A 26376-nucleotide genomic window follows, 5' to 3' on the forward strand; every position below is an offset into this window, starting at 1 on the left:
ATCGTACAAATACCGTTTGTTGGGGATGGCTAATATATTGCCCGTTCCTCAATCCCCTTCCGGACTTTGATCAACGCGTCCGGCAAGAGGCTCACATCAACAGAGCCAAGCGCCAGCCGGATGGCGTGGGGCACGTCTTTGGAAACCGCAAACGGCTCGGCCGTTGAAATAGAAATATTCTGACGCGCCAAATCCAAAACAAGCTGATCGGCCCGCACATTTTGAGGCAACGAGATCCACACAAAATAGGAGGCCGGATGGGCTTTATAGGTCAACCCTTTCAGCGCCTTACGGGCAATAGCCTGCCTTTTTTCCGCGTCTTTACGTTTTTCCTGTTCCAACCACCGGATACTGCCATCCGTCAGCCACGTGCACACGATCGCAGTCATTACCGGTGGTGTGTTCCAGATGGTCGCCCGGATGGATCTTCTTATTGCAGGAACCCACTCAGGGGGCGCGGACAAGAACCCAACTCGCAATCCTGTCGCTATGCTTTTGGAAACACCTGAAATATAAACCGTTCTTTCAGGGGCAAGGGTAGCAAGCGGAACAGGGGAATTTTCGGCCAAAAATGCATAGGCCGCATCTTCGATAATGCAAAGATCATATTTTCGGGCAATCGACACCAAATCCTTTCGTTGGGCCAGATCCAGAACCCAGCCTAACGGGTTATGAAGCGTTGGCATGACATAAAGAGCCCGAACTGTTCGCGCCTGACATATTTCATTTAACGCCGACAGGTCCGGACCGTGATCCAACGCGGGGATAGGCACAAGTTCTACCCGAAACGCATCAGCAACCACCTTTATTCCCGGATAAGTCAAAGCATCGACGGCAATCACATCCCCCGGACGTAAAAGTGACATTACAGCCAGAGACAACCCATGCTGGGCGCCACTGACAATCATGACCTGTTCTGACGACGTATTGACATCCTGCGACGCAAGATAGTCGGCAATCACACGGCGCTCATGAAGGCGCCCTTCATGAGGCTGATACCGAAGGAGTGTCTCCACCTCACCGATCCCCGCCAACTGCCTCAAGGCATTTCTCAAATGATCCGATTGCTGAGGAAGGACCCCATAATTAAACGTTAAATCGATCATATCGGGAGCGACAGGATGCTGGTCCGCACCGTGGCCATCTGGAATTGCGGTTTCGCGGACAAATGTTCCGCGTCCTCGCTCCCCACTGACAAGGCCCATTTGTTCCAGCTCGGCATATACCCGGGTTGCTGTAACCAGCGCAATTCCTTTCATTGCAGATAATTGCCGATGGGTCGGTAATCGGGTCCCGGGCGCTATTTTTCCGGCTCGGATATCAGCAGCAATTCGATCGACGACCTGTTTGTAGCGAGCTTGCGGCATATCAATTGTATCCATGACAATAATTTTATTGTCATGATTTTAACGGCTATGCTGACACTCAACAACCCTACTCAACACCCCTAATCAAAAAGGCTTTTTTCCGATGCATATTTCCCTTTTGACGTTCGACGGCTTTAACGAACTGGACTCACTTATTGCTCTGGGCATTCTCAATCGTGTCAAAAAACAGGACTGGCGGGTGTCCATTGCAAGCCCAACGCGCACTGTCCGCTCTATGAACGGTGTCGTTATAGAACGTCACATTTCGCTGGAAGAAGCCTGCAAGGCAGAGGTTATTCTTGTTGGTAGTGGGTCAAAAACGCGGGAAATCGCCACCGATCACGCTCTGATGGGCCAGATCGACCTTAACCCGCGCCACCAACTTATCGGGGCACAATGCTCCGGAACCCTTCTCTTGGCAAAGCTGGGGCTCCTCAGCGATATACCGGCCTGTACCGATCTTACAACACGACCATGGGTAGAAGATGAGGGGATCGAGGTGCTTGAACAGGCGTTTCATGCCTCTGGTAACATTGCAACTGCCGGGGGGTGCCTGGCCTCCCAATATCTGGCTTTTTGGGTGCTTGCGCGGACAGAGGGGTTAAAGGCCGCAGAGGACGCCCTGCACTATGTCGCCCCGGTCGGAGAAAAAGAAGATTATGTGGCACGTGCCCGTGACATCGCAGGCCCTTTTTTATCCGCGACTGTTGCAACATAGCGCTTTTCAAAAACCGTTCAGCCGGTATGATTTGGCATGATCCAGATTACGCCACAGATATTTATTCACGACGACGAGATTGAAGAGAGCTTCATTCGGTCATCCGGTCCTGGTGGCCAGAATGTGAACAAGGTTTCTTCCGCTGTTCAACTGCGCTTTGATGCAAAGTCATCCGCTTCCATTTCCGAAACTCTGTTCAATCGAATGCGGCAGGTTGCAAGCCACCTGATGACGAAAGAAGGTGTCCTGATCATCACCGCCGAGAGTTTCAGAAGTCAGGAACGAAATAGAGCTGATGCCAAAGAACGCTTATCAGAGGTTATCAGAAAAGCATCGATCGTTCCCAAAACCCGCAGACCAACCAAACCGACCTATTCTTCAAAACTAAAACGGATGGATAAGAAAAAGCAGCGCGGAACAATTAAAAAAAATCGTGGACGCGTGTCTAAATCGGACTTCTCGTAGATGACATAAAAAAGCCAGAAAGAAATTGATAATTCACAAATTATTTAGAAGGTTATAATACTCTGTTACTGTCACCAAATCGGCATCATTCCAGTTTCGAACCTATTATTGGCCCTACCAGCACTGTAAGTAAGGAAAGACCAATTTGCGACCCGCCACCTGCATATATATGATTTCAATCATTCTGGTTCTGCTATCGTCCAGTGCTTTGGCTTCGCAATCTGATCGGAGCAAAGGCCCTATCATTGTATTATATGCAAATGAATGGGCCCCTATTTCCGAGGGCAACGGCAAACAGGTCCGCGGGATTCTACCTGGTTTAATCGAAGAGATAATTCAAAAACGTTTAGGTATTGATGTGATCCACAAAGGCGTGCCTTGGGGACGGGCACAGGAAGAAATAGAACGTGGGACTGCCGACGCCTTTGTAACAACACCGACACCAACCCGCAAAAAATATGCAATTCCGTCCGATCAGAATGTACTCTATGTTCCGTTTGAAGCCTTTGTAAGGAAGGGTAGTTCTGCTGAAAATAGTCTGAAAAGCGGACGACCCCTCACGGCACTGAAAAACACAGGCTTCTGTGATTTGCTTGGCAACGGCTGGGCTGTTGAGTTTTATCGGGCTCGAAAAATTGACTACCAAATTGCCCCAACAATTGATAGTTGCCTGAATATGCTGAGCAGAGGGCGGACAGACATCGTCATCCATGCAACCCCGGTCACACAGCTTTTCATTAAAAAACTGGGCTTCACAAACGAGATTGTCCGTATTTCACACGTCTATTCCGAAAGCCCGAAATTCCCTTTGCTGATCTCCAAAAAGTCCAAATTCGGAGCTGACTTTTTAGAGCGCTTTGATCAGACCTTGGCGGACATGAAAAAAACAAGTGAATATGACGACCTTCTCCAAGAATTAACGACACAATACCTTGAACATTTTTAGCGGGGGATCGCTGCCCGAAACGCTATCAGAACGGCAACGCAAACAGTCCATGCCTAGAATGAAGCCCCTGTAGAAATTGTTGCCGAATGGCTGCGGCCCCTGCCAGTTCAGTATAATTCAGCCAAAGCCCACCACCGGCTTTAGTTAAGGAATATCATTAAAATGGAATATTTGGTATGGTTTCAGGAAATATTGCATCCGCTGGGGGCCCTATGTCAGAAAACGATAAAGTTTTTACCGGATCTATACCGGAATTCTATGATACCTATCTGGTCCCCCTGATCTTTGAAGAATTTGCCAATGATCTGGCACATCGTGTTTGTGCCCTGTCACCCAGCAGAATACTGGAGATCGCGGCCGGAAGTGGCGTTGTCACCCGCGCCCTTGCACCTAAACTGAAAGCCGGATCACATTATTGTGTGACCGATCTTAATCAGGCCATGCTGGATCACGCAAAAACCAGACAGAAGGCGGACCCCCGCATACGCTGGCAACAGGCAGATGCCTTGAACCTTCCCTATGACGCTTCAAGTTTTGACGTCGCAATCTGTCAGTTTGGGGTCATGTTTTTCCCAGATCGGATTGCGGGATATAAAGAAGCCAGACGCACCCTTACACCAGACGGTGCGCTTGTGTTCAATGTTTGGGATGACATATCGTTCAACGAATTTGCAGACGTTGTGACCGACGCCGCGGCGGAGGTCTTTCCAGACGCCCCGCCCCGCTTTCTGGCGCGCACGCCCCACGGATATCATGACATCTCTCAAATCGAGGAAGAACTGAGACAAGCGGGCTTCTCTCAGATCAGGATCGAAACACTGGAAAAACAAAGCAGCGCCTTGAATGCCAGCATCCCTGCAATTGCCTATTGCCAGGGCACCCCGCTCCGGAACGAGATAGAGCAAAGAGATCCTGATAAATTGGCCCACGTAACGGACGTTGCCACAAAGGCAATTGCCGCACGATTTGGGGACGGTCCGGTCAACAGTAAAATCAGAGGACATGTGATTACCGCTTTTTCCTAGCAAAAGCCGCGCTACCCCCCCCCAAACCATGCCCCCGTTCCTGAACCGCCTCAGGATACGCCTGTCCTGCAGTCTGATAAAAATGAAGCGCGCTGGATCAGAAAGTCTTTCAACCTGTCCTCATATCCCGCAGGCACCGCATTGATCACAGACGGGCGTTGGGCAATGCATGTGCGCCAGTTATGAAGTGTGGTCCGTGTCTCGGTCAAAGACTGATTGAACTCAGCCTCAAAGACATCAAAATATCTGAAAATGGTCCCATAAACCCCATCAATCATATGAAAGGTCGCCCCTCCAAAAAAAGGACCGTCTATCTCTGAACCGATCCGCTGTAATTTAGTAATGAGGGCTGTTCTACTCGCGTCAAACTCCGCACGGGTTTTCGCCGAGTAAAAACGCCCAATCTCTTTCAGGGTTTCAGACCCGAATTCAATCCAGGATCTATGCCGCGCTTTTTCCAGAGGACTCGAAGGATGCAGGGACCCCGCTGTTATTTCATCCAGATATTCAGCGATCACCTGACTTTCAAATATCACAGCCTCCTGATGCTGTAGAAGCGGGACCCGTCCCAGCGGGGACAGAGCTGTAAACCAGTCCGGTTTGTTCGCTAGGTCAATATAGGTCCGTTTATGAGGGATCTTTTTCTCGTCCAAGACAATAACCGCTCTTTGGACATAAGGACAAAGATGGTGGCTTATCAGATGCAGGTCATTCATGGTTATTTCTCCTAATACATGCAGTTGCATATATTTAGGTCTTTATTGCTGGAATTTCAATGCACCTGCATGTAAATTGTGTTTATGAAATCAATGAATGAAGAAACAGTTCAGGTTTGGATCCGTTTGGTGCGTGCCCATGAACAGGCGTTAAGTACCATCGAAACAGCGTTGAAGAAGGCCGGATTTCCACCTCTTGCCTGGTATGACTGCCTTTGGGAACTTGAACAGGCGGGCGAAGCGGGGTTGCGTCCAAGCGCGCTAAACGACGCTCTTTTGCTCCCGCAATATGGGGTATCGCGTATTCTCGACCGTCTTGAAAAAGCTGGGTATATTCGCCGGACACCCTGCGAGGAAGACAGGCGGGCGCAACAGCTTTTCCTGACGCCAGCCGGTCAGAAAACACGGATTGCCATGTGGCCGATCTATCAGGAAGCATTAGAGCAGGCCGTTGGCCGCCGATTGTCACTTGATCAGCAAAGAAAAATCGCGTCTTTGCTGAAACCCCTGACGGATTAAGGGGCGAGCCAACTCAAAACCAGAAGCCAGCTTGAAATTGTCACGACCCCTAACAGGGTGCTTTGCAAAACCGTATTCGCCGCAATATCAACGGATCGATTATAGAAAGTCGCGAAGATATAGACATTCAGCCCCGATGGCATGGCGGCAGTAATCACGGCAACACGCGTCATATTCCAATCCAGTCCGAACACATAATGACTGAGAACCAGCGCGATGAACGGATGCAGAACCAACTTGATAAGCGAGGAGACAAGCGCCTGTTCCCAACTATCTCGCAACTGATATTGATTAAGGGCACCGCCCAATCCAAACAATGCAGCAGGCAATACTGCCAGCGCCAGCATTTTGGTTACATCATTGATCAACCCGGGAACCGGTACGCTGGTCAGGTTGGCAATAATTCCTAGGCTGATACCGATCAGCAACGGATTGCTTAAGATGCGGCTTAGCGCTTCCTTTACCGTACTCTTAAGGGGTGCCCCATCCCGCCGGGCGATTTCCATCGCCACCATGCCCGAGCTCATCAATACAGGCGCATGAAATCCAACAATTGCGAACAGATAGGGTAATGCCTCGTCACCATAGGCCCGCTGAATGATCGGCAACCCCAGCAAAATAGTATTTGAAAAATAGGCCGAAAAGCCCACTGCTACAGATTCGCCTGGCCGGCGCCGGAACGCCCATCGGGCAATTAGAAAAGCAACCGCAAAGCAGGCGAAGGCCCCGAAATAAAAGGATGCCAAATAGTGCGGGTTGAACAATTTGGCAAAGTCGATTTTTAACATGGCCTGAAACAACAGGCACGGGGTCGCAAAATTATTGACGAAACTGATCAGGCCCTGCACACCTGCGGCGGGATAAAGCGAAAATCGAACGCTTAGATACCCAATGGCAACCAGCCCAAAAATCGGGCCGACAACGGATAAAACCTCAAGCATTGGCTTTAATGAGCCTCGCCCCAGTTATCCCCGATCCCGGCATCAACAATCAGTGGTACGGAAATTTCAACAGCCGGCAAAGCCGCATTTTCCATGACGTCCTTGATCACGGCGGCCGTTTGTTCGGTTTCATTTTCAGGAACTTCAAAAATCAATTCATCATGGACCTGCAGCAGCATCCGGCCGTTTAGCCCAGCTGCCGTCAGCGCATCCGGCAGGCGGATCATCGCCCGTTTGATGATGTCCGCCGCGGATCCCTGAATAGGCGCATTAATCGCTGCCCGTTCTGAAAAGCCGCGCCGCGCGCCGTTCTTGTCATTTATGCCCGGCAGATGAACTTTACGGCCAAAAATGGTTTCAACATATTCATGCTCATGGCAATACGCTTTGGTTTCGTCCATATATTTGCGAATACCGGGATATTGCTCAAAATAGGCTTCAATATAGCCTTGCGCCTCGGTCCGTGAGACACCCAGCTGACGGGCCAGACCAAAAGCACTGATCCCGTAAATGATGCCAAAGTTGATCGCCTTCGCTGCCCGGCGTTGCATCGGATCCATGCCTTCCATGGGAATACCAAAGACCTGAGACGCTGTTTTGGCATGGATATCCTGCCCGTTGGCAAACGCCTCTTTCAGGCTTTCGATATTCGCCATGTGGGCCAGAATGCGCAGTTCAATCTGCGAATAGTCCGCACTGATCAGCTTATGGCCCGGCTCGGCAATAAAAGCCTGGCGCAGTTTCCGTCCTTCTTCCGTCCGAATGGGGATATTCTGCAGATTTGGTTCAGAGGACGCCAGACGCCCGGTGGCCGCCGCCGCCAAGCTAAAAGAGGTATGAATTCGGTTGGTGCCTGGATTGACCTGTGCCTGCAAGGCATCCGTATAGGTGTTTTTCAGTTTTGACAGCTGCCGCCAGTCCAGCACTTTTCGGGCAAGCTCAACACCGTCTGCCGCCAAACCCTCCAACACTCCGACATCCGTTGTATACGCGCCGTTTTTACCTTTCTTGCCGCCCTTAATTCCCATTTTGTCAAACAGGATCTCTCCTAATTGTTTCGGGGACGCAACATTAAATTCTTCCCCGGCAAGTTGATGAATTTCCGTCACAAAATCTGCCATTCGGGCGCCAAAATCTTCGGACAGGTTGCTCAGAAACGGCACATCAACTTTAATCCCTTCCCGTTCCATCTGGGCGACGACAGGCACCAGCGGCCGTTCAATTCGCTCATACAGCCGGGTTACATTTTGCGCGGCAATGCCTGGTTTTAACTGCATATGCAGACGCAATGTCAAATCGGCATCCTCTGCCGCATAGGCCGTCGCTTTATCGATCGGAACTTCCGCAAACGTGATCCGGGATTTTCCTGTTCCGCAAACTTCTTTAAACGGGATCGGCGAAATACCGAAATGCAGCTTGGAAAGTTCATCCATGCCATGCCCGTGCAATCCCGCTTCCTGACAATAAGAAATCAGCATCGTGTCATCAACAGGACTGACCTGAACCCCTTCGTTGGCCAGAATAACAAGGTCATATTTAATATTCTGCCCGATTTTAAGCACGGAAGGATCTTCCAGTAACGGCTTCAGGGCTTTCAGGGCGTCACCTTTGGGCAGCTGATCCAGCGTCTCGCCGTCTTTATCAGAGGGCGCGTCATCGCCGAAATCAAAACCACCCTGAGCCGCCGGTTTTGTATGGCCAAGCGGGATATAGCAGGCTTTTCCTGGCTCAACCGACAGGGACACCCCAACCAACTCAGCCTGCATGGCGTTCAGACTTGTGGTTTCTGTATCCACCGCCACATGCCCTTTATAGGTTGCAAGATCAATCCAACGCTGAAGATCAGTCATTGTCGTAACTGTTTCATATTCCGTTTCGACGGCGGACAGGTTCAGATCATTTGTTGGCCGTTCATCTTCCCTCGGTTTTGCCGTCTCGATTTTGGGAATATTTATTTTGAACTCACTGCCATAAAAAGCAGAAACACGGCTGCTTAATTGACGAAACTCGTTTTCAGCCAAAAACGCACCCAGATCGTCCGCAACAGGTTCGTTGAGGTTCAGATCTTCCACCGCCAGGTCCAGCTCAACATCATCTTTCAAGCGCACCAGTTCACGGCTGACACGCGCCATTTCGGCATGCTCAAGCAGTTTTTCCCGTCTGCCTTTCTGCTTGATTTCGCCGGCCCGCTCCAACAGGGTATCCAGATCGCCATATTCGTTAATCAGCAAGGCTGCCGTTTTGATGCCAATCCCGGGCACGCCCGGAACATTGTCCACACTATCCCCCGCCAGCGACTGAATATCGACCACCTTATCCGGACCAACGCCAAATTTTTCATGCACTTCTTCAACGCCGATGTCTTTACCCTTCATTGGATCGAGCATGGTCACCGGACCGCCAACCAGCTGCATCAGATCCTTGTCGGACGATACAATGACACATTCCATGTCTTTTTCGCGGGCCTGACGCGCATAGGTCGCAATGATATCGTCCGCCTCAAACCCAGCCTTTTCGATGGCGGGGACGTTAAAGGCCCGGGTTGCTTCCCGCACCAGCGGAAATTGCGGGATAAGATCTTCAGGCGGGGCGTCCCGGTTGGCTTTATACTCAGGGTAAATTTCAGTACGAAACGTTTTTCGGCTTGTATCAAAGATCACCGCCAGATGACTGATACGCCCGTCACGCTGGGTATCCTGTATCAATTTGAACAGCATGTTCGAAAAACCCAGCACCGCCCCTGTCGGTGTGCCATCCGAACGCGAAATTGGCCCGCGTCCTCGGATCATGGCAAAATAGGCACGAAAAATATAACCGGATCCATCCACCAGATAGACACGATGTTTCTGGTTCGGATCGCCGGTTACGTCTTTTTCTTGCATACTGCCTCGCTTTTACATGCCCCTGAAAGGCATCTTTATTTGGATTAAGTGTTCGCGTGTCCTGCTGATCAGACGATCAGTGATCACCCGAAACTTTTGCGCCTTCTTTTAGAACAAACAAATGCCCGCAATAAGGACATTCAACTTTGTTGTCATTGCCAAGATTGAGGTAAACACGAGGGTGCCCCAAGGCACCTTTCCCTCCATCGCAATGTACTTTAAGGCTTTCAACTTCACTTTTTTCAGGTGCGTCCATGACCCGTTCCATTTCCACTAATTCATATGCCAGACTTGCATACCGGTTCCAATGTGATTAAGTCTTTGCACAGAATGACCAGTATGGGGTCGGATGATATCGATTGCGGTTGCTTTCGCAAGTTTGAAATGCGTAAAACCGCTCTTCACCAAGAAAGAGTATCACTTCATGTCCGCTGTTGCAGCTCACGAAATCGGAACCGAAAACGCTCTGGAAGTTCGGGACCTTAAAAAAATCTATAAAGGAAAAGGCGGCGTACCAGACAAAGAAGCCCTGAAAGGGATTAGTCTGGATGTGCCCCGTGGTTCTTTCTTTGCCCTTCTGGGCCCCAATGGCGCCGGAAAATCAACGCTGATCAACATTCTCGCCGGTCTCGTGAATAAAAGCTCCGGCCATGCGCGAGTCTGTGGGTTTGACATCGAGAAGGACATGCGGGCGGCACGCCGGTCTCTGGGTGTTGTCCCGCAAGAGCTTAATCTGGATGCCTTTTTCTCGGCCCGTGAAGTCATGGAATTTCAAGCCGGATTATACGGCGTTCCGAAATCTGCCCGCCAGACTGACGAAATTCTGGCCGCAATGGGGCTGACGGATAAAGCCGATTCCTATGCCCGCACCCTGTCAGGCGGCATGCGCCGTCGTCTTCTGGTCGCCAAAGCGATGGTTCACCAACCCGAAGTTCTTATTCTGGATGAACCGACAGCCGGTGTGGATATCGAACTTCGTCAGCAGTTATGGCATCATATCCGACTGCTGAACGAAGCCGGCACAACCATTATCCTGACAACCCACTATCTGGAAGAAGCCGAAGAGCTATGCGACCAGATCGCCATTATCAACCACGGCGAAGTGGTCGCCTGCGAGCCAACAGAAAAACTTCTGTCCAAGCTTGATGCCAAAACCATTACATTAGTGCTTGAAACGGATATTACTGAAATACCGGACTGTCTTGCGCGTTTTAATCCATCCTTGAAACTGGGACGTCATCTGACAATTGATTATAAACCCAGCGAGGTTGGGATCAGCCAGATCCTGTCGGAAGTGTCCGCAGGCGGCCTGTCTATCGTTGACCTGACAACCCACGAGCCAGATCTTGAGGATGCATTTCTGCAAATGACATCGTCCAAAAAGAAATAAATACCCGCCCTTACTTTTCAAATCTCACCAATTGCCATATTGTTGGGACGCAAACAATGGGTGCATCTTTAATTGCCAAAGGTAGAAATTAAATGACAAGAGTTCTCTATACAGGTGGTCAGGTTTTCGACGGACAGGAAACAATGCTGACCGATCATGCCGTCATGGTCGAAGGTGACACGATTACTGAAGTCGCCCCTGTGGGTAATTTTGCGGGATTTGATGGTCAGGCGGTCGATATTTCAGGGGGCACCATCATGCCCGGTATCGGCGACTGCCATGTTCACCTTGTCTATAAAGGCGGTGCCCGCCCGTCCGAGGAGGTTGAAGGACAAAATCCTGCCGAAATTACGCTTTGTGCTCTTGAAAATGCGCAGTCCAGTCTGAAAACCGGCGTGACCGCAGTTCGCGATTGCGGCGGTCACAAGTATCTTGAATTCCCGGTACGCGATGCCTGCAACAGCGGCCGCTTCACAGGCCCCAATATCATGGCATCTGGCCGGATGATTTGCATGACCGGTGGACATGGCAACCGGCATGGCCGGGTCGCCGACGGCTGTGATGAAGTGGTCAAAGCGGTGCGCGAACAGGTTCATGCGGGTAGCGATCTTGTAAAAATCATGGCAACGGGCGGGGTCATGACCAAAGGCGTCGATCCGGAAGATGCCCATTATAGTGCAGAAGAAATGGCCGCCGGCATCAACGAAGCCAAACGGTTCCGCCGGACAACCGCGTCTCATGCGCAAGGGGCCGAGGGCATCATGAACGCCGTTCTAGGCGGCATCACATCCATCGAGCATGGTATCTTTATGGATGATGAATGTCTTGAAGCCATGCTGGAACGCGGCACATATCTGGTGCCCACACTGGCCGCCGTCAAGAATATTATCGTCAACAAAGAAAACGGCATTGCCGATTACGTTGTCGAAAAAGCCCTGCGCGTTTATGACAAACACCGGGAAAGCTTCAAAATGTATTATGAAGCAGGCGGAAAAATTGCCATGGGCACCGACGCGGGAACGCCGTTTAACCTGCATGGTAAAAACACGCAGGAACTGGCCTATATGGTTGAATGCGGCATGACCAATATGGATTCGTTAAAAGCCTCTACCTCCGTTGCTCACGAACTGATGCAATTTACAGATCGTGGCCAGATTAAAGCAGGCTTCAAAGCCGATCTTTTGGTGGTCAATGGGAACCCGGCAGAGGATATCCAGATGGCTGCGAACCCTGAAAATCACCGGTTTGTTGTTAAAAACGGGGCGCGGGTAGCACTTTAAAAAAACAGCCTTAAGACCCTTCCAAAAGCCAGCGGTGAAACGCTGGCTTTTTTGTTTTTTATACAAAATGCCCTATTTTATAGAAAGGAAAGGATCCCAATCATCAGGAGGGTAAGAGGATGAGCATGGGCAATGACATGATCCGACTAAAAGAGAGAAAAGAGCGGTTTTGGGAACGACGACAAAAAGAGCGGTCCATGCAGAAAGAAGAAAAAATGGATTTCAGCCGGGATTTTCAAACGCTGAAAGACCGCAAAGCCGCGAGAGAAACCCTCGCCGCCAAACGAAAAGCAATGCATCATTAAAGGGACCCGCCGAACAGTGCGGACCAGCCGGTACCTAAAAAACCCAAGTGGCCGCTTTCCCGGTCATAAAAAACCGGTCAACGACCAGGCACCTTAACTTGCGGCCGAACGACACCCAAAAACGCAGGCTGTCTGCAAGATCATCAAAAAGTCAGGCTCAAACCAACGCTAGCAAATGTGTTTTGAGAAGACTGGCCCATATTCAGCTCGGCTGACAGGTTTCCAGACGCATTTTTAAACGCAAGCCCCGAATTCACAAAGGCGCCTTCTTCGGCCGAAAAGTCGAACTTTACGAAAGGCGAAACCATGCCTTTTTTCTCACCCCGCCAATTCCCTATCGGAACACCATAGGAAATCAGCCCGGAAATTGAATATTCATCATAGTCATTCCGACCGAGCGTTTTTTCCGCGATCACAGATCCCGCCAGCCCCTGCTCGGTAGCGTTCAGGCGCAGCCCTGCCGACAGGGTATAGGCGTCCACATCGTCGTTAACGGCATCGCCAAAATCATAAATATATTCCAGACCGCCAAATGGCTCAACCTGGAGGCTATCCAACGCAAACCCATAAGCGAGTTCAACACCAGGGGATACCCGTTGGGTGTCTGAGACCGATTTTTCGTTGGCTGTATTATCACTATAGGTAAAGGCATCGACCGTTTTCCGGCCAACCTCAAACTCAAGCTTCCCCTTGATGGTAAGCGGTCCTCCGTCAAAGCGGTGCTGGTAGGAGCCGCGAATATTGGCAAACCAGCTTTCACTATCCGCATTACCCGTATCTGAAGTGTCTTTGGTGCGCTCAACCTGCCCGATGCTATATCCGAGAACCGAAGACACTGAGAAGTTTTCCGACGGCTTGTACATTAAATAAGGCAACACGGAAAACGTGTCTTCCTGATAGGTGCCGTTATTAAATTCAGTTTCCACGTCTGTTATTGTATAGCCCACGGCAACGCCCGTGAGCCAGGCATCGCTCAAACGATAGTCCATCCCCAGATTATAGCCCCACACATGACCATTTAACCGATTGTCCTCAGTCACGTTATTCCGATCATTCTCCAGCGAGAGATAGCCTCCCTGCCCCCAGATGGTCAACGGCTGCGAGGAGAGCAATCGACCCCTCTGGCCTGACCGGTTGAACGGATCGCCTGCACTCCCGTCTCCGCCCCCCAGCGCGAGCGAAATTTCGGATGTATCAAAGGACATCATGCGGGCAAAGTCGACGGGTGAAAGCGCGCGACTTTCAGACCTGAACGGATCGTTGAAATCGACCGCTTGAAACGGACTGTTCCTGCCTGAATTGGCCGGTGTGGTCGGAACGCCAGGGGCCACGGTTCTTGTAAACCCACCGCCTGCATTGAATTTCTGAAACCGATATCGGACCGTTTTAACATTAAAGGCTATCTGGGTATTGGACGCCGCTTGGGTAACAGCTTGTTCCTGTTTATCTTGTCTCGCCTCTTGCCCTGCGTTTGTATCGATCAAATCCAGACGGAGGGTGTCTTCCTTTGCAATACCGTAATCTTGCAATGTTTGGCCGTCGACGAGGGTTGTTCCGCCGAAGGTCAATTTTTGCTGGTCTGGGGTATATCCTTCTTTAGCCTGAACTTTACCTCTCACAATGTCGATGCTGTCAGTAGCATTCACATCCAAAGTAATTGTTTTGGTATCAAAGACATTAACGAAAATCTGGAAGGCCTGCACCTCAGACGCCGTGACAAGCATGAGGTAAAGCATAGCACAGCTGACTGTTAGAATAGAGAGCAGGTGTGATAATCGAGAAATGAAGTAACGCATAAGAGAGACTTTGCAGGTATGGTAGGGCTTTTCCCCCACTGTTATCATTTTCTGCGAGAGTGAGACAGGTTTTTTTAAAGCGGGACAGACCCGATGGACAGGTTGCAAAAAGCACCCGCGCGACCGTACGCTCCGTCCTCACTTTCCCATTGCACTTTTTACAATGATCCTTTATAGCATACCTCTCCTTAAGCACCCGTAGCTCAGCTGGATAGAGCGCTGCCCTCCGAAGGCAGAGGTCACACGTTCGAATCGTGTCGGGTGCGCCAATTTTTTCAATGACTTAGCATCTACCAATATTCCCAATTTGCTTTTTTGGGACACTGAGCTTCGGATTTAATGTTCGGAGTTACAAGAATGGCAACTATATCCAAACGCGGTGCCTATCAGTGGCAAGCAAAAGTTCGCAAACAGGGCAAGCCCTTCCAAACAAAAACTTTTGATACTAAGCGAGAAGCCGAAGCTTGGGCCACAATCATTGAGTCCGAAATGACAAGAGGTGTTCATGTCGACCGATCGCTGTCGGAGCGCGAAACCCTGGAAGATGTGATCAAACATTACAAAAAAGAAATCGCCCCTAAGCATAAGGGCGGCGATATGGAAATCACGAGGCTGGATCGGTTTCTGCGGGATGAGAAGTTCCTGTGCCAATACTCGATGGCATCGTTGAAGCCTGAGCATTTTGAGGATTATCGTGATCGCCGCCTTAAGGATGGCAAAGCACCCGGTACGGTTAAACGGGAACTTGGACTACTTCACAGCGTGATCGAAGAAAACCGTCGCCGTCTGGGCTTACTTGAAAATCCGATAGCACATGTCAAAAGACCGCGAGTGAATGATAACCGCGTCATGCGCTTCCACGGAGATGATGAACAGCGCTTAATGACTGCGTTAGATGATTGTCGCAATAGCTGGGTAAAACCAGCTGTTATTCTGGCTCTAGAAACCGCTATGAGACGCGGTGAATTGCTGAGCTTGCAATGGGAATATGTAAACCTAGATACCTGCGTCGCCCACCTCCCAGACACAAAAAACGGTGAAGCGAGAGACGTCCCTCTATCCAGCACTGCCATAAGGACCCTAAAAGCCCTTCCTCGTGCCATTAACGGGGCTGTTTTACCAACAACCCCAGAAGGCCTCAAAAATGCCTTCGAGCGTGCCCGCAAACGTGCGGACCTCGAACACTTCAATTTTCATGACCTTCGTCATGAATCGATATCTCGATTATTTGAAGCGAGTTGGAACGTAATGGAAGTGGCTGCAGTGTCGGGCCACAAGGATCTGCAGAGTTTGAAACGGTATACAAACTTAAAAGCAGCAGATTTGGCTAAGAAGATGGGATGAAATATAAAAGCCCCATAAGATACACCATATTGATATCCTATGGGACTTTAAGTCTCGTTTTACGGTGTTTGGTTAAATCCGAAAGGCGGTATTTCTGCTCCTTGCTTTCGGGAGGCGGCAATGGTTCACCCCGAGTTATAGTACGCTCCACTCCGGTCTTTCCACCTCGTGGACCGGTGATCTCATATTGGCCGGAGCGAGGAGCTTTTTCTCCTGGTTTGAAGAGCTTTTCAGGCATGATCTAGATCTCCAGTCTTTCCAATCCGTAACGCAGGCGGAACATGCTCAAATCGCTTTCCCTTCGCGATTTCACTTATCCGTCCCTGATTTAAATCATAATCAGCGGCAATTCGGTGTTGATAGTCTCCTCGCTTGAGTCGAGTCTTGATTTCCGACACATCTTCATGTGTCAGATGGGTTATAGAAGCCATTAGCTTTCTCCTTAGCGCAGAAAAAATATTGCTTCCAAACTTCATTTAAGTTAAACGTCATTCGTCAAGAAGTACGTTGGAAGTTTGGAGCTATTCCGGTATGGGTGCGCCAAACCTAGCGGAAATCATATGAACGGACCCTATTGGGTCCGTTTTTTGTTACCGTCGAATGTTACAGCAAACCATCTAACCCAACCTCAATGTGCGAATGTCGGCTGGGCAATCCCACCTGCCAGCGGATCATATCTCCCAGAATGGGGAAAATATCGTTATGCTTCGCGCCAAACCTCATCAAACCACTCTGAAATGACCCAATGTCCCTATTAGCACTACCTTCACTTGAAGGAAGCCATTGAAGCAACCCTGACAATCCAAATTCATCCCTCTCCTCGTCTGAGAGCTCATAGAAGCGCCACACAGGATTAGAATGAGAGAAATCGACATCTTCTATCTTATCCAGTAATTGATCAAACTGAACTGCACCATTGTCAGGTCGGCGATTGCTAAAATTTAGATCAAACGTAAGTTTTGCTAAAGCCTTCAAAATTACCGGTTGGGCAGCGACGGTTTGCTCTTTAGCCCGCGGACTGCCGAAGCTTTGAATTTCGGCAATCTGCGACCACAACCGTTGGACAATTTCATACCTTGGCTCAACTACAGCTGGCGTAGCCCCTGAAGCATTTGACTTGTTTAGAAACGCCAAAGAGGTTATTGCAACCACATCTTTCATCGGCAACTGACCTGTATCTTGAGCCCAGTCCCTAACTTCACTGTCACTAATTTGAACAAACCCATCAGCAACAATGTTTGATTTTATAAATTGTGTCACAGGATTAGAACTATCAAACTGAAGTGCTAGGCTTGAGTTTATTTTCTTTCCTAACTTGTTCAAGTCATGGAAGAGTTGTCGCTCCTGTGCAATATCAAGCCCTAAATGAACTTCTATAGTGAGGGTGGCATAAGATCTTGCCGCCTCAAAAGTTTCGTTCCAAACCTTCATCTCTTCGGAAGTCACTTCACGGCCTTTGTCAGGAAACAGCACTGGAGCTTTTCCAGGGTATTTTCCGGTTTGTCGCACAACTTGGAGAAAACTCATAACCATCTCAGCTGCAGCTCTACGATGTTGACCATCAACAACCCATAGAATGTGCCTTTCTGAAAGAAAGACACGAAAGGCTGCAGTCTCACCACGATCTGTTTGAAGACGAAGGCCTCTTATTCCACCATCGCCGTTGCCACCGTATGGCACATTCCGTATATTACAAACAATGGGCTGAAGTGAAAAGTAAGGCTGATTTCCGAGACTATCTAAAATGGTCTCGAACGCAACCGAGCCCTCCTTACCTTGAATGCTCCGACGAAGCATGGCTGCAGACACAAGGCCGCGCAGCATATATTTTGCTAAATTTCTGGCATGGTTTGCATCCAACGGGCGCTGGGCAACCGGACCAGCCTCCCTATCATTTGCAACATCAGACAACTCGAAAAATTGTCGAAATGGTATCGACATGGTGAAGACACGGTGACCCAGATTATGCCCAATAAAAACATTAAATGGGATCTCATTAATATTTCCAGAAGAGTCCAGATTATCCAAGTCATCAAGAGCTTCATGGCTTGTGATCGGTTGAGGTAGGCCGTCCTGTGCGGGATGCATATGTTTATTCCTATTTTCAATATCCAATAGAAATAATATATACATGAATAAACACTGAATGTAAAGTATATTTATATTCCTGGACAATTAAATATGCGCTTTAAACACTCCTGGGTGATTTTATAAACGTTTATCTAGAGAATTTTTGGCGATCATTGAACCGGCAGTCCTAAGGTGATTTGAAAATTCCTAATCTTTTTTATAAAGCCTAAGCTCTGTTGAGCACGAACAGTGTAATATCATTCCTAGCCGGAGTATTAGAGGCATTGGATGATAGTACAAATCATGAAAGCTTTCCCGGCGGTATATAAGTGGCATTTCCCCAGCCGCCAAAAGCACAGCCGAAGGCCCAAAAATATCTTCGAACGGGCCCATACACGAGTCAAATTGGAATTTTCTAATTTCCACGATCTACGCGATGAAGGCATTTCACGTGTTTTTGAAACTGGCTGGAATGTGATGAAGGTTGCCGCTGGGTCGAGACACGAGGATCTTCAAAGTTTAAAACGATATACTAACCTAAAAACAACAGATTTAGCTAAACAACAATATATCGACTGAATAGATCAATAGCACTACAATATTCTGCGTAATTTAGAGCGTTCGACATAACTCAGTGCCAGAATACAGAGTATATTTGTACTCAAAATTTGGTGCTCTAATCCAAAAAACCAAGACCTCTGTCTCGATACAAAGCGCACGTGGCGTGAATTAACAATGTACTTTGATTTACAGAAAATTCTTTTTTGTCAAAACGTCCGCACCATTCAATCAACCTTTCATGATCGGGGTGATTTTTGTTTTCCAACGCCATTAAAAACCCAGGATACTTATAACTCCCACCACTGTCTTCAGGAGGACAAGAATTCGCGCCTTCAGTACAAATTGGCCAGTGCATCCTTCTGGGTAGTATTGTGTTAGGTTCTTCAATTTCCACTAGATGCTCCCAGTCATCACCAAAATCATAGATATAGGTAAAACTCTGTAGATCAATTAGTACATCTCGAAGTGAAAAATTTCTTTCATCAAAATAATCTTCGTTTGAATCACAACTGCCGTCCTCCGGAATTTCGAATCTTTTTCCTCCAATTTCAAAAGCATGGAGATGGCTGTCTTGCCATCCCATCGCTCCTTGTAAAACGGCATGAAGTTCTACTAGAGACAAAGTGTTTGGAACAATTACTCTACGCCATATTTCCGGTTTAATATCCAGAAGTGAAATTCTCAATTGAATAAGACCAGCAACATTCATAATTTACTTCTCTCTAGAATTTAACTTGTTAAGGAAACACGAAACTTAGTCACAATAATAAAATGGGTAGCCGCGAAAACATCTACTAGCGCTGCATATACTTAATTAGACCCGAATTTGAGTGAGTTCGCAGTTTTTAAGATATCTGGAGGTAACTCGCTAAAGGAAGCAAGCAGCTCTAACCCTACTACTTCTAGAACTCTATGACAGACTAGGCGAAAGTTTTTTAGAGAAATAAATTCTTCAGGCTTCATGATGGAAACTGTATCAAAGCGATCTATTCGCGCTAGTATATTTGGATGCGTTTTTGAGCTTTTTGACGTCTCATTACCTAAGATATTTTCGATACTTTTAAGTATGTCCAAAGCCAAAAGTAATGCGACTCCACCTGCGCCAGAAGAAAGATAAGGATTTGGTGCGATTAGAGGAGAATTTTCAACCTCATAGCAGATTTTCAACGCAAATTGGTCTGCCTGGAACTCTTCGAAAAAGGGTTCGCTCAGTACTTCCTTACCATGTTCAAAGTGATGATGACCATATTCATGAGAGATAGCGAAGATCTCCATCGACCTTGCAACTTGTTCAAATGGCAGCAACTCAAATCTATTAGCAGGTAAGTATGGAACAAAAGTATTCGTTCCGGATACAGCGTAAGATAAAAATATTCTCATCCAATAACACATAATTTCTGGCGAACGTTGTAATTGGTTTCGAGCTTTATTTTTACAGTAACTTTCCGAACTCCAAAAATCGAGATTTGTATTTAGGGTCCGTGTAAATGCTCTAGCAATCAAACCACAAAATCGGAATAAATGAGAACCAACCGTAATAATGCTTTCCTCTGTCATGATTACGTTTATTTTTGAAGCAAAAGGCCCTACACGCGGCTCAATTCCCTTAGTCACTCTTTCATGAGAATTTAACTTTAGCCTTTCCATAGCCGCTTCAATATCATTGCATAAAACATCGAAAGCTGTTTCTACAAAAGGACTGACCCTTGGACTAGTGCCTGGTGCCGCTTGCAAAATTTTTCGCGTTAAATTTTTTCTAAATTGAATATCGCCATCTAACCAGCCTGCTTGCTTTAAGCCGGCGGCCATTTCAATGTCATCCTCAGAAGGGTCATAGTCAGAATTCCATATCGTAGCGTTTTCTTGCTTAGAAAGGTTTGAGAATATCTGTTCCCACAATTGAATGGCGCTATCATTCTTCTTATTTACCATTTAAGTGTTCCGCCCATTAGTCGGTATTGTGTTGAATTCATCAGAATCTCAAAAATCTGAATCCTCAGCATCAAGGTCTTGATCCCCTATTATTGAGCTTGCGAACTCAGCACTAATTACGCGATGTGCCTCTAAAGAGTTGCTGACAACACGCAGTCCGGGAGTTTTTGATTCCGACGTATCTTGTAGAAACGTCTCAATGAAATCTGGAAAATAACTACTGGAGCCTAATTTTTTTTGTTTTTTTGATATCGAGTTTGCGGGATTTTTTACGCAAGCGGCTTCCCCTAACAAGACAATATTTCGGCCTGCAGAATATTGCGCCGATTGAAAAATGATGGCTTCAATTTTTGCATCCTTTCCATTTCGTTTGAACATATGATGATGAAGAAGGTACTCCGCTACGGCTTGCGTAGGAATGTAGCCTAAATGCTCTTCATATTTCGAAATAGGCTTAGCAATTTCACGCCTAAAATCTTGCATAAAAATCCATTGCTGGAGGCGTATTAAGTGGTTTTTGGAAAATAGACTGATATGCTTAATAGGCGCTTGAAAACGAGTTGTGTCTAATACATGAATTGGGCGTGCCAATTCAAATTTAGCTCCCAAGACAGTGCTTCCTACATCTGGCCTAAGTTCAGCATTACATGTCGCTATATTATAAGCCCCATAAAAGCATGTAATACCAGAGGGGTTCATCCTTCCAGCCGTCCTCAGTTTTTCTGGAGGTGGACCTAACTCTGTTGCAGGATTGGATGCAATTTTGCTTTGCGCAGTTTGTTCATCGGCAATACGTGCTCGATAGAATTCTCCCTGAGGGTCACCTGGTTTGATTTCGTAGATCGGTGATTGTTGACTATCGTTACTCTGAAAATGAATTCCTTCGAAAATCTCAGCTATTAACGATTTTGCGCTCGCGTTAAAAAAACGTTGTCCGTGCAATATGCTTTTGCAAAACAACTGCCATAGATAGCTGTGATGATCTAAATTTGGCTGGCATTCAGAATAAACTTGATCATCTGCATAGAAAGAATCTCCATCATAGTAGTTCTGATTCTCTTCAAGCTCTCTAGCTAGGGACATAGCAATTTCGTCATCCTCGACCTCAGTTAGGGTTGCAATGCAGCCGTAAAGAGTGTCCCCCTCTTGCTCTCCTCTGTAGGAGTTCCATTCCCCAACCTCATAGTAATTTCGAAAAACTTCATCAATGATATCAGCAACATCTTTTGCAGGTATGCCTTTAAACGTTGGATGAAATGAACATTTTTCATTTGGAAAAGATGGCCTGATTTCGACGATACGTTTTTTAAGGCCTTCATCCCCAAAACAATGCGGGCACAAATAAGTCATGAATAATATTTTGTTCCTTCATCAATTTGTCGCGGAACGCAGGAATTGCTAACGACTTATTCACCATAAAGAATATTTTTATCATAAGAGAATAAAATTGTTAATATGAAATGCCTGATTGTGTATTGTCATGAAGATCGGTTCGTTAGTTGCTAATAGCATTGAATTCGATTTAGCTGCTTTGATGCTTAAAATAAACGAGTTAGAAGTTTTTATGGTTAATTCCAAATTAAGTTTGAATTTCGCGCCCGTTACGCTGACCGGAAATACTGTAACAAATGTTGGTTACCAAACATATGATGCTGACCATTTGCGTGATTTGAGAGCTGAATTTGGAAAGACGCATATATTTCGTCGTGATGGTCGTAATAATACCATTATTGACGTGCCTATTGTTAAGGGTTACGAACCAATCTCCACTAAAACTGAAGAGATTGATTTAGCGAAAGAGTATCACCTGTGGCCTGCGCTCCTAGACGCGGCTCTTATACGAGTCTTCGAGAAAAAGCGGGACATCATTCGCGATTATCCCGTTCAAATCCTTGGAAACGAGAAGCTCAACCTCATTTCTAATCCAAGCCTGCCTGACTGGATTCAAAAACGCTCGTTGCAGGAATTTTCCTCACGCACGCTGTTTAATGAAGCGGGTAAACCTGTCTTTGGGTTGGTCTGTGATGTGCGAGTAAGAAATATTCTGAATGCCTCTTGTGCTGAGCTTTTAAACAAGGGTATTCACATTGTTGGTCATTATGTTGTTATTGACAAGCCCGCGTGGGATGATCGATTGCAGCCACGGCCCCTATCAATAGGGCGCGTCAAACATGTTAATGGCGATACTCTCATCTTGGAAGACCATCGTGAGGGCTTTGAAACTGTCAAAGCGAATGAAGCTCGATTACAGCCACGCGGGGAAGTATTTGATTTATGTATCCAACAACTTCTGGGAACTCAGGCACAAAGAGTTCTAAATGATGCCAAGTCAAATGAGGCGGAACTCCATTCCGGTCCTGGACGGCTTCATGCCATTCAAAACGTCCTAACCTTCCTTCGACAACAAAATATGGAAGCCGTTCCTGGTATAGGGTTTAAAATTGAAGATCTTCTAAACAGTAGCAGCACCAGATTTCCAGTTACTGAGATAATAAAAAAGCCAGCATTGGTGTTTGACCCGGCGGGATCACGGACAGACATATGGAATCAGCGTGGAATTAAAAGCTTTGGTCCCTATGATCATCATACTTTTTCACCAAAGCGTTTAAATATTGCGGTTATCTGCCAAGCCCGCCATGAAGGCCAAGTGGAAAAATTTGTTGCAAAGTTTCTAAATGGTATGCCGGACGCTATGACTGGCTATGGAAACAAGAAGCAAGCACCATATAGTGACGGTTTCCTACGGCGCTTCAAACTTGAACGCGCGAATGTTCAAATATTTTCAGCTGAGACTCCAAAGTTTGATGATTATGTCAATGCGTGCGGCAATGCACTCAAAAAAGCTACTGAAGAAAGCATGAAGTGGGATCTCGCATTAGTTCAAATTGAGGAAAATTTTAAATCTCTGCCAGGCGATCGCAATCCTTATTATGGTACGAAAGCATTGCTACTTAAAAACCATGTAGCAGTTCAGAATATTCGACTTGAAACCATGAAACAACCAGACACAAGCCTAGTTTATTCAATGAACCAAATGAGTTTAGCGTGCTATGCCAAACTAGGAGGGCAGCCGTGGTTGTTAAGCGCTGAACAGACAGTGGCACATGAATTAGTGATTGGAATTGGGTCACACATGTCTTCTGACAGTCGGTTTGGAGGAGGACAGCGTTATGTCGGGATTACTACGGTATTTTCGAGTGACGGCGGTTATCAAATGACCGAACGTACAAATGTAGTCACGTTTGATGAATATACAGAAGCGCTAAAAGAAACACTGAAAGCAACAATTATCAGGGTTCGAGAACAGGATAATTGGCGAAATACTGACCGAGTTCGTTTAATCTTTCACATGTTCAAACCCGCAAAAGACATGGAGGCTGAAGCTGTCAAAAAAGCCGTTGACGCTCTCGAACTCGATAATGTCACATATGCCTTTTTACACATTGCCACCCAACACCCCTTACTTGTATTTGATGAAAATCAGCGAGGTATTTCAGTTTATAATCAGGAGGCCAAAAAGGGCGCTCTTGGGCCCAGTAGAGGTCTACACGTTAAACTAAATGATTATCAATCTTTAGTAGTGTTTTCTGGAGTTTCGGAATTAAAACGGGTAACCGACGGTATGCCTCGAGCATGCCTGTTGAATTTACACCGAAATTCTACGTTCAAGGATATGACCTATCTAGCACGTCAGGCATTTGATTTTACAGCACATTCATGGCGGATCATGTCACCAGAAGCATTCCCGATTACAATAAAATACTCTGATTTGATTGCTGAGCGTTTGACTGGCCTGAAACAAATCAAGTTCTGGGACATTGATGCCGTCAAGTATCGAGAAATCGGTCAGACCCCTTGGTTCCTATGATGAATATCCAGGATCTCAAAAACACTATTACTCAAAACATGAATGCTATCGAAAAAGAACCCATTCATGTGGAAGCTTTTTGTGCCTTTCTAAATTCATGCAGACGTACCCGATTGCAAGAAATTGGGACTTTAGAAATGGAATCCAATGTATCTCAAAGACCATATGTTAATGTAGCTGCTATCGGATATGCATTGGCTGGCAAAATTTATGACAATGATCTTGTCCAGCTATTTATTTCTGAAACCACCCAATTGAGTGGTAGAACTTTTTTTGGAAGAGGCCGCACACTTCGCTTTGAAATTGATGGTATTGCCCTTTTTGGTGTTGCTCTTGGCTTTTCAGAAATTGCGGCGACAAGTGATCAGACAGAATGGCTCCTCAATCTACTAAACCTTTCTGCTAACGTACTAAAATCAGACGATCAACAATTGGCTTTGGTGTTAGCTGCTACTGCAATCTTAGAGAAAGAAGATTTTGCCACCGTTCCGAATGTGGAATTACGGGTTGCCCTTTCGTCTGCTTGCGGTTTCGTTGTAAAGGAAGAAGACAAGCAGCTTGCATGGCAAAGTATTATTGAAACAGTTTCGTCAAATGCCAATGGAATTCAACTTTCTACAGCAAAAGCAGTGTTCGACTTTTCAGTATCAGCACTCGCATCGCTTTCCGTGACTGGATCTGGTGTTAACGAACTATCTAATCTGCTAGGCAACCTGTCGGCTGGAATGTCCCATTGGACCTTTGAGAACACTCCGCGGGTAAAAAACAGACCAACTCGGAAGTGGCATATCGACAACGAATATCATGTTCAGAACTTACTTTGGGCGATTCTGAAACCAATTTTTCCAGATCTAGTTGATGAAGAAGCGCTCCCTAAGATTGGGCACAAATCAACGCGATATGATCTAGGCATACCATCCCTTCAAACAATTATAGAAGTGAAGTTTATGAGGAGATCAGGCCAAGCTGCCTGTACAAAAATTATAGACGAACTAGCGGCAGATACTGCCCTCTATTTTAATAAGTCTAGTGAAACGGGTTATAAACGCATGATCGCATTTATTTGGGATGAGTGTCGCCAAACAGAAGAATACGACATGATAAAAAGAGGATTAGAAAGCCTCAATGGGCTGGAAAAAGCAATTATTTTGCCTAGACCAGAACGCATGGGCGAGCAGACTAAATCGGACAATAAATCCGCTTCGTAGAACTTCATACACTGAAAAGTAATTTGACTAATTGAAAGCTGCTATGAAACTACCAAAACGTCCAAATACCCACATTGTTGAAGCTGCTTCATGGAAGGTTTTACAGAATCTAGCCCAACAGAGTGGATTGTTCGAGAGGTCTCTGAGAGAGACTATGGAATTGATGCATATATTGAGCAAACAACCAAGGAAGGATATGTCACAGGCAACCTAATGTCTGTTCAACTAAAAGGCACCAGTTCGCTTTCCTGGAAAATGTCAAGTGATGGCATAATGACCACAAGATCACCTTCTATAAAAACGACTACTGCTAACTATTGGCTTTCTATGCCTGTCCCAGTGTTTTTGTTTGTAGCTGATCTTTCTGAAGGCAACATTTATTATCTATCTGTAAAAAGTGCCCTTAGGTCTCAATTTGATAACTTAGAGTCTCAAGACAGCATCAGCTTCCAAATGAAAAATGCATTGAACATTAAATCTACAGATGGATTGCAGATATTAACTGCTCTTTACCGCCGTGAAAGACTACATGATCATTTTTCATTCCACATAACTAATTTAATAAACCAAATAAGCGCATTTGGTGAATTTATTTCCAGCAATCAAAATCTTGACAGTTTTATGGAAGTGGATACAGAGAAGCACATACAATTTAGGGTACTTTATAAGACTTGCTTAATGGCTTCACTATGTCTTGGAGAAAATTGGCCTCTGGAATCTTTAGAAAATTTGTATAAAAAAGATAAAAAGCAATGGAAAGCCCCATACATTGATTTACATGAAATGACTTTGGATACTGCGCTCCAAGAAATCGAAAAACTATTCCCTACGTTAGTTGAAAAGGCTATTAGGCTGGTTACAGCTACTCAATCTGCCTATTGGTTCAGGAAGGATCCTATCTTTCATAGATTATGTAGCAGTGGTGACCTAGATTTCACACTAAGACAAATTAGGGCAGATTTTGATCTTCATGCAAAATGATGGTCGCTCGGAAAAAGAAGTCTAAATTCTGACACATAAGTTTATCTATATCAGAAACTACG

25 protein-coding genes and 1 tRNA gene are annotated in these 26376 nt (G+C 46.6%); 14 read left to right on the forward strand and 12 right to left on the reverse strand.

Annotated elements, in window-relative coordinates; all coding sequences use genetic code 11:
* Positions 1-29: 29 nt before the first annotated feature.
* Positions 30-1367, reverse strand: coding sequence for an aminotransferase class I/II-fold pyridoxal phosphate-dependent enzyme (locus tag OIR97_RS17970; RefSeq protein WP_169544343.1), 1338 nt, complete (start codon positions 1365-1367; stop codon positions 30-32).
* 103 nt (positions 1368-1470) lie between these two features.
* On the opposite strand from OIR97_RS17970, the gene OIR97_RS17975 reads away from it, so the two are divergent.
* The 4 genes from OIR97_RS17975 (at position 1471) to OIR97_RS17990 (ending at position 4521) form a co-directional block, all read left to right on the forward strand.
* Entirely contained in the window at positions 1471-2085 is a 615-nt protein-coding gene (locus OIR97_RS17975; RefSeq protein WP_169543577.1) for a DJ-1/PfpI family protein, read from the forward strand.
* Between the two features lie 36 nt (positions 2086-2121).
* Positions 2122-2550, forward strand: coding sequence for an alternative ribosome rescue aminoacyl-tRNA hydrolase ArfB (gene arfB, locus OIR97_RS17980; protein WP_169543578.1), 429 nt, complete (start codon positions 2122-2124; stop codon positions 2548-2550).
* 169 nt (positions 2551-2719) lie between these two features.
* Positions 2720-3496 (forward strand): substrate-binding periplasmic protein, encoded by a 777-nt coding sequence (locus OIR97_RS17985; RefSeq protein ID WP_169543579.1) that lies wholly within the window; start codon positions 2720-2722, stop codon positions 3494-3496.
* A 212-nt stretch (positions 3497-3708) separates the two neighbouring features.
* Positions 3709-4521, forward strand: a complete 813-nt coding sequence (locus OIR97_RS17990) for a class I SAM-dependent methyltransferase (RefSeq protein WP_169543580.1) — start codon at positions 3709-3711, stop codon at positions 4519-4521.
* Between the two features lie 50 nt (positions 4522-4571).
* On the opposite strand, the gene OIR97_RS17995 is transcribed toward OIR97_RS17990, so the two are convergent.
* On the reverse strand, positions 4572-5237 hold the full coding sequence (locus OIR97_RS17995; protein WP_169543581.1) for a glutathione S-transferase family protein: 666 nt from the start codon (positions 5235-5237) through the stop codon (positions 4572-4574).
* A 93-nt stretch (positions 5238-5330) separates the two neighbouring features.
* On the opposite strand from OIR97_RS17995, the gene OIR97_RS18000 reads away from it, so the two are divergent.
* Positions 5331-5756 carry a MarR family winged helix-turn-helix transcriptional regulator gene (locus OIR97_RS18000; RefSeq protein WP_219821597.1) on the forward strand — a complete coding sequence of 142 codons (426 nt, stop codon included), beginning with the start codon at positions 5331-5333 and terminating at the stop codon, positions 5754-5756.
* Here the strand turns inward: OIR97_RS18000 and OIR97_RS18005 are convergent.
* The 3 genes from OIR97_RS18005 to OIR97_RS18015 all read right to left on the reverse strand — a co-directional run bounded on the left by OIR97_RS18005 (position 5753) and on the right by OIR97_RS18015 (position 9835).
* Entirely contained in the window at positions 5753-6697 is a 945-nt protein-coding gene (locus OIR97_RS18005) for an AEC family transporter (protein ID WP_169543583.1), read from the reverse strand. The genes OIR97_RS18000 and OIR97_RS18005 overlap by 4 nt on opposite strands.
* A gap of 5 nt (positions 6698-6702) precedes the next feature.
* Entirely contained in the window at positions 6703-9579 is a 2877-nt protein-coding gene (polA, locus tag OIR97_RS18010) for a DNA polymerase I (protein WP_169543584.1), read from the reverse strand.
* Positions 9580-9655: 76 nt separating this feature from the next.
* Positions 9656-9835, reverse strand: coding sequence for a zinc-finger domain-containing protein (locus tag OIR97_RS18015; RefSeq protein WP_169543585.1), 180 nt, complete (start codon positions 9833-9835; stop codon positions 9656-9658).
* Between the two features lie 168 nt (positions 9836-10003).
* Here OIR97_RS18015 and OIR97_RS18020 point away from each other — a divergent pair, with 168 nt between their 5' ends.
* The 3 genes from OIR97_RS18020 to OIR97_RS18030 all read left to right on the forward strand — a co-directional run bounded on the left by OIR97_RS18020 (position 10004) and on the right by OIR97_RS18030 (position 12554).
* Positions 10004-10969, forward strand: coding sequence for an ATP-binding cassette domain-containing protein (locus OIR97_RS18020; protein WP_169544344.1), 966 nt, complete (start codon positions 10004-10006; stop codon positions 10967-10969).
* A gap of 92 nt (positions 10970-11061) precedes the next feature.
* Positions 11062-12249, forward strand: coding sequence for a metal-dependent hydrolase family protein (locus OIR97_RS18025; protein ID WP_169543586.1), 1188 nt, complete (start codon positions 11062-11064; stop codon positions 12247-12249).
* 119 nt (positions 12250-12368) lie between these two features.
* Entirely contained in the window at positions 12369-12554 is a 186-nt protein-coding gene (locus OIR97_RS18030; RefSeq protein WP_169543587.1) for a hypothetical protein, read from the forward strand.
* A gap of 143 nt (positions 12555-12697) precedes the next feature.
* Here the strand turns inward: OIR97_RS18030 and OIR97_RS18035 are convergent, their stop codons facing one another.
* Positions 12698-14290, reverse strand: coding sequence for an autotransporter domain-containing protein (locus OIR97_RS18035; RefSeq protein ID WP_169543588.1), 1593 nt, complete (start codon positions 14288-14290; stop codon positions 12698-12700).
* Between the two features lie 252 nt (positions 14291-14542).
* Between OIR97_RS18035 and OIR97_RS18040 the strand changes: the two genes are divergently transcribed.
* Positions 14543-14619: transfer RNA gene (locus tag OIR97_RS18040), tRNA-Arg, on the forward strand.
* Between the two features lie 88 nt (positions 14620-14707).
* Complete coding sequence (locus OIR97_RS18045; protein ID WP_169543589.1) at positions 14708-15694, forward strand: tyrosine-type recombinase/integrase; 987 nt, start codon at positions 14708-14710, stop codon at positions 15692-15694.
* Between the two features lie 37 nt (positions 15695-15731).
* On the opposite strand, the gene OIR97_RS18840 is transcribed toward OIR97_RS18045, so the two are convergent.
* The 3 genes from OIR97_RS18840 to OIR97_RS18055 all read right to left on the reverse strand — a co-directional run bounded on the left by OIR97_RS18840 (position 15732) and on the right by OIR97_RS18055 (position 17782).
* A complete protein-coding gene (locus OIR97_RS18840) occupies positions 15732-15932 on the reverse strand; it encodes a YjzC family protein (protein ID WP_169543590.1) in 201 nt (66 codons plus the stop codon).
* Positions 15925-16125, reverse strand: a complete 201-nt coding sequence (locus OIR97_RS18050) for a hypothetical protein (protein WP_169543591.1) — start codon at positions 16123-16125, stop codon at positions 15925-15927. The genes OIR97_RS18840 and OIR97_RS18050 overlap by 8 nt, the downstream gene beginning before the upstream one ends.
* Positions 16126-16297: 172 nt before the next feature.
* Positions 16298-17782, reverse strand: a complete 1485-nt coding sequence (locus OIR97_RS18055; RefSeq protein ID WP_169543592.1) for a DNA sulfur modification protein DndB — start codon at positions 17780-17782, stop codon at positions 16298-16300.
* A 270-nt stretch (positions 17783-18052) separates the two neighbouring features.
* Here OIR97_RS18055 and OIR97_RS18060 point away from each other — a divergent pair, with 270 nt between their 5' ends.
* The gene (locus OIR97_RS18060; protein WP_169543593.1) at positions 18053-18343 is read left to right on the forward strand and encodes a tyrosine-type recombinase/integrase; all 291 of its coding nucleotides are present in this window, start codon (positions 18053-18055) and stop codon (positions 18341-18343) included.
* Between the two features lie 97 nt (positions 18344-18440).
* Here OIR97_RS18060 and OIR97_RS18065 read toward each other — a convergent pair whose 3' ends face one another.
* The 3 genes from OIR97_RS18065 to OIR97_RS18075 all read right to left on the reverse strand — a co-directional run bounded on the left by OIR97_RS18065 (position 18441) and on the right by OIR97_RS18075 (position 21607).
* Positions 18441-19034 (reverse strand): plasmid pRiA4b ORF-3 family protein, encoded by a 594-nt coding sequence (locus tag OIR97_RS18065; protein ID WP_169543594.1) that lies wholly within the window; start codon positions 19032-19034, stop codon positions 18441-18443.
* A 101-nt stretch (positions 19035-19135) separates the two neighbouring features.
* Positions 19136-20257 carry a M48 family metalloprotease gene (locus OIR97_RS18070; RefSeq protein WP_169543595.1) on the reverse strand — a complete coding sequence of 374 codons (1122 nt, stop codon included), beginning with the start codon at positions 20255-20257 and terminating at the stop codon, positions 19136-19138.
* Positions 20258-20305: 48 nt separating this feature from the next.
* Positions 20306-21607 carry an RES family NAD+ phosphorylase gene (locus OIR97_RS18075; protein ID WP_169543596.1) on the reverse strand — a complete coding sequence of 434 codons (1302 nt, stop codon included), beginning with the start codon at positions 21605-21607 and terminating at the stop codon, positions 20306-20308.
* A gap of 130 nt (positions 21608-21737) precedes the next feature.
* Between OIR97_RS18075 and OIR97_RS18080 the strand changes: the two genes are divergently transcribed.
* The 3 genes from OIR97_RS18080 (at position 21738) to OIR97_RS18090 (ending at position 26314) form a co-directional block, all read left to right on the forward strand.
* The gene (locus OIR97_RS18080; RefSeq protein ID WP_219821599.1) at positions 21738-24125 is read left to right on the forward strand and encodes an argonaute/piwi family protein; all 2388 of its coding nucleotides are present in this window, start codon (positions 21738-21740) and stop codon (positions 24123-24125) included.
* A complete protein-coding gene (locus OIR97_RS18085) occupies positions 24122-25333 on the forward strand; it encodes a PD-(D/E)XK nuclease domain-containing protein (RefSeq protein ID WP_169543597.1) in 1212 nt (403 codons plus the stop codon). The genes OIR97_RS18080 and OIR97_RS18085 overlap by 4 nt, the downstream gene beginning before the upstream one ends.
* 90 nt (positions 25334-25423) lie before the next feature.
* Positions 25424-26314, forward strand: coding sequence for a DUF4365 domain-containing protein (locus OIR97_RS18090; RefSeq protein WP_169543598.1), 891 nt, complete (start codon positions 25424-25426; stop codon positions 26312-26314).
* The last annotated feature ends 62 nt before the right edge of the window (positions 26315-26376 follow it).

Source organism: Sneathiella aquimaris (assembly GCF_026409565.1).
In the GTDB taxonomy this organism is placed as follows: Bacteria; Pseudomonadota; Alphaproteobacteria; order Sneathiellales; family Sneathiellaceae; genus Sneathiella; species Sneathiella aquimaris.

Bases quoted from the DNA above. Each gene is read 5' to 3' on its own strand.
- OIR97_RS17970 (WP_169544343.1), bottom strand. From the start codon at position 1,367: ATGCCGCAAGCTCGCTACAAACAGGTCGTCGATCGAATTGCTGCTGAT.
- OIR97_RS17975 (WP_169543577.1), top strand. From the start codon at position 1,471: ATGCATATTTCCCTTTTGACGTTCGACGGCTTTAACGAACTGGACTCA.
- arfB (WP_169543578.1), top strand. From the start codon at position 2,122: ATGATCCAGATTACGCCACAGATATTTATTCACGACGACGAGATTGAA.
- OIR97_RS17985 (WP_169543579.1), top strand. From the start codon at position 2,720: ATGATTTCAATCATTCTGGTTCTGCTATCGTCCAGTGCTTTGGCTTCG.
- OIR97_RS17990 (WP_169543580.1), top strand. From the start codon at position 3,709: ATGTCAGAAAACGATAAAGTTTTTACCGGATCTATACCGGAATTCTAT.
- OIR97_RS17995 (WP_169543581.1), bottom strand. From the start codon at position 5,237: ATGAATGACCTGCATCTGATAAGCCACCATCTTTGTCCTTATGTCCAA.
- OIR97_RS18000 (WP_219821597.1), top strand. From the start codon at position 5,331: ATGAATGAAGAAACAGTTCAGGTTTGGATCCGTTTGGTGCGTGCCCAT.
- OIR97_RS18005 (WP_169543583.1), bottom strand. From the start codon at position 6,697: ATGCTTGAGGTTTTATCCGTTGTCGGCCCGATTTTTGGGCTGGTTGCC.
- polA (WP_169543584.1), bottom strand. From the start codon at position 9,579: ATGCAAGAAAAAGACGTAACCGGCGATCCGAACCAGAAACATCGTGTC.
- OIR97_RS18015 (WP_169543585.1), bottom strand. From the start codon at position 9,835: ATGGACGCACCTGAAAAAAGTGAAGTTGAAAGCCTTAAAGTACATTGC.
- OIR97_RS18020 (WP_169544344.1), top strand. From the start codon at position 10,004: ATGTCCGCTGTTGCAGCTCACGAAATCGGAACCGAAAACGCTCTGGAA.
- OIR97_RS18025 (WP_169543586.1), top strand. From the start codon at position 11,062: ATGACAAGAGTTCTCTATACAGGTGGTCAGGTTTTCGACGGACAGGAA.
- OIR97_RS18030 (WP_169543587.1), top strand. From the start codon at position 12,369: ATGAGCATGGGCAATGACATGATCCGACTAAAAGAGAGAAAAGAGCGG.
- OIR97_RS18035 (WP_169543588.1), bottom strand. From the start codon at position 14,290: ATGCTTTACCTCATGCTTGTCACGGCGTCTGAGGTGCAGGCCTTCCAG.
- OIR97_RS18045 (WP_169543589.1), top strand. From the start codon at position 14,708: ATGGCAACTATATCCAAACGCGGTGCCTATCAGTGGCAAGCAAAAGTT.
- OIR97_RS18840 (WP_169543590.1), bottom strand. From the start codon at position 15,932: ATGCCTGAAAAGCTCTTCAAACCAGGAGAAAAAGCTCCTCGCTCCGGC.
- OIR97_RS18050 (WP_169543591.1), bottom strand. From the start codon at position 16,125: ATGGCTTCTATAACCCATCTGACACATGAAGATGTGTCGGAAATCAAG.
- OIR97_RS18055 (WP_169543592.1), bottom strand. From the start codon at position 17,782: ATGCATCCCGCACAGGACGGCCTACCTCAACCGATCACAAGCCATGAA.
- OIR97_RS18060 (WP_169543593.1), top strand. From the start codon at position 18,053: ATGATAGTACAAATCATGAAAGCTTTCCCGGCGGTATATAAGTGGCAT.
- OIR97_RS18065 (WP_169543594.1), bottom strand. From the start codon at position 19,034: ATGAATGTTGCTGGTCTTATTCAATTGAGAATTTCACTTCTGGATATT.
- OIR97_RS18070 (WP_169543595.1), bottom strand. From the start codon at position 20,257: ATGGTAAATAAGAAGAATGATAGCGCCATTCAATTGTGGGAACAGATA.
- OIR97_RS18075 (WP_169543596.1), bottom strand. From the start codon at position 21,607: ATGACTTATTTGTGCCCGCATTGTTTTGGGGATGAAGGCCTTAAAAAA.
- OIR97_RS18080 (WP_219821599.1), top strand. From the start codon at position 21,738: ATGAAGATCGGTTCGTTAGTTGCTAATAGCATTGAATTCGATTTAGCT.
- OIR97_RS18085 (WP_169543597.1), top strand. From the start codon at position 24,122: ATGATGAATATCCAGGATCTCAAAAACACTATTACTCAAAACATGAAT.
- OIR97_RS18090 (WP_169543598.1), top strand. From the start codon at position 25,424: ATGGAAGGTTTTACAGAATCTAGCCCAACAGAGTGGATTGTTCGAGAG.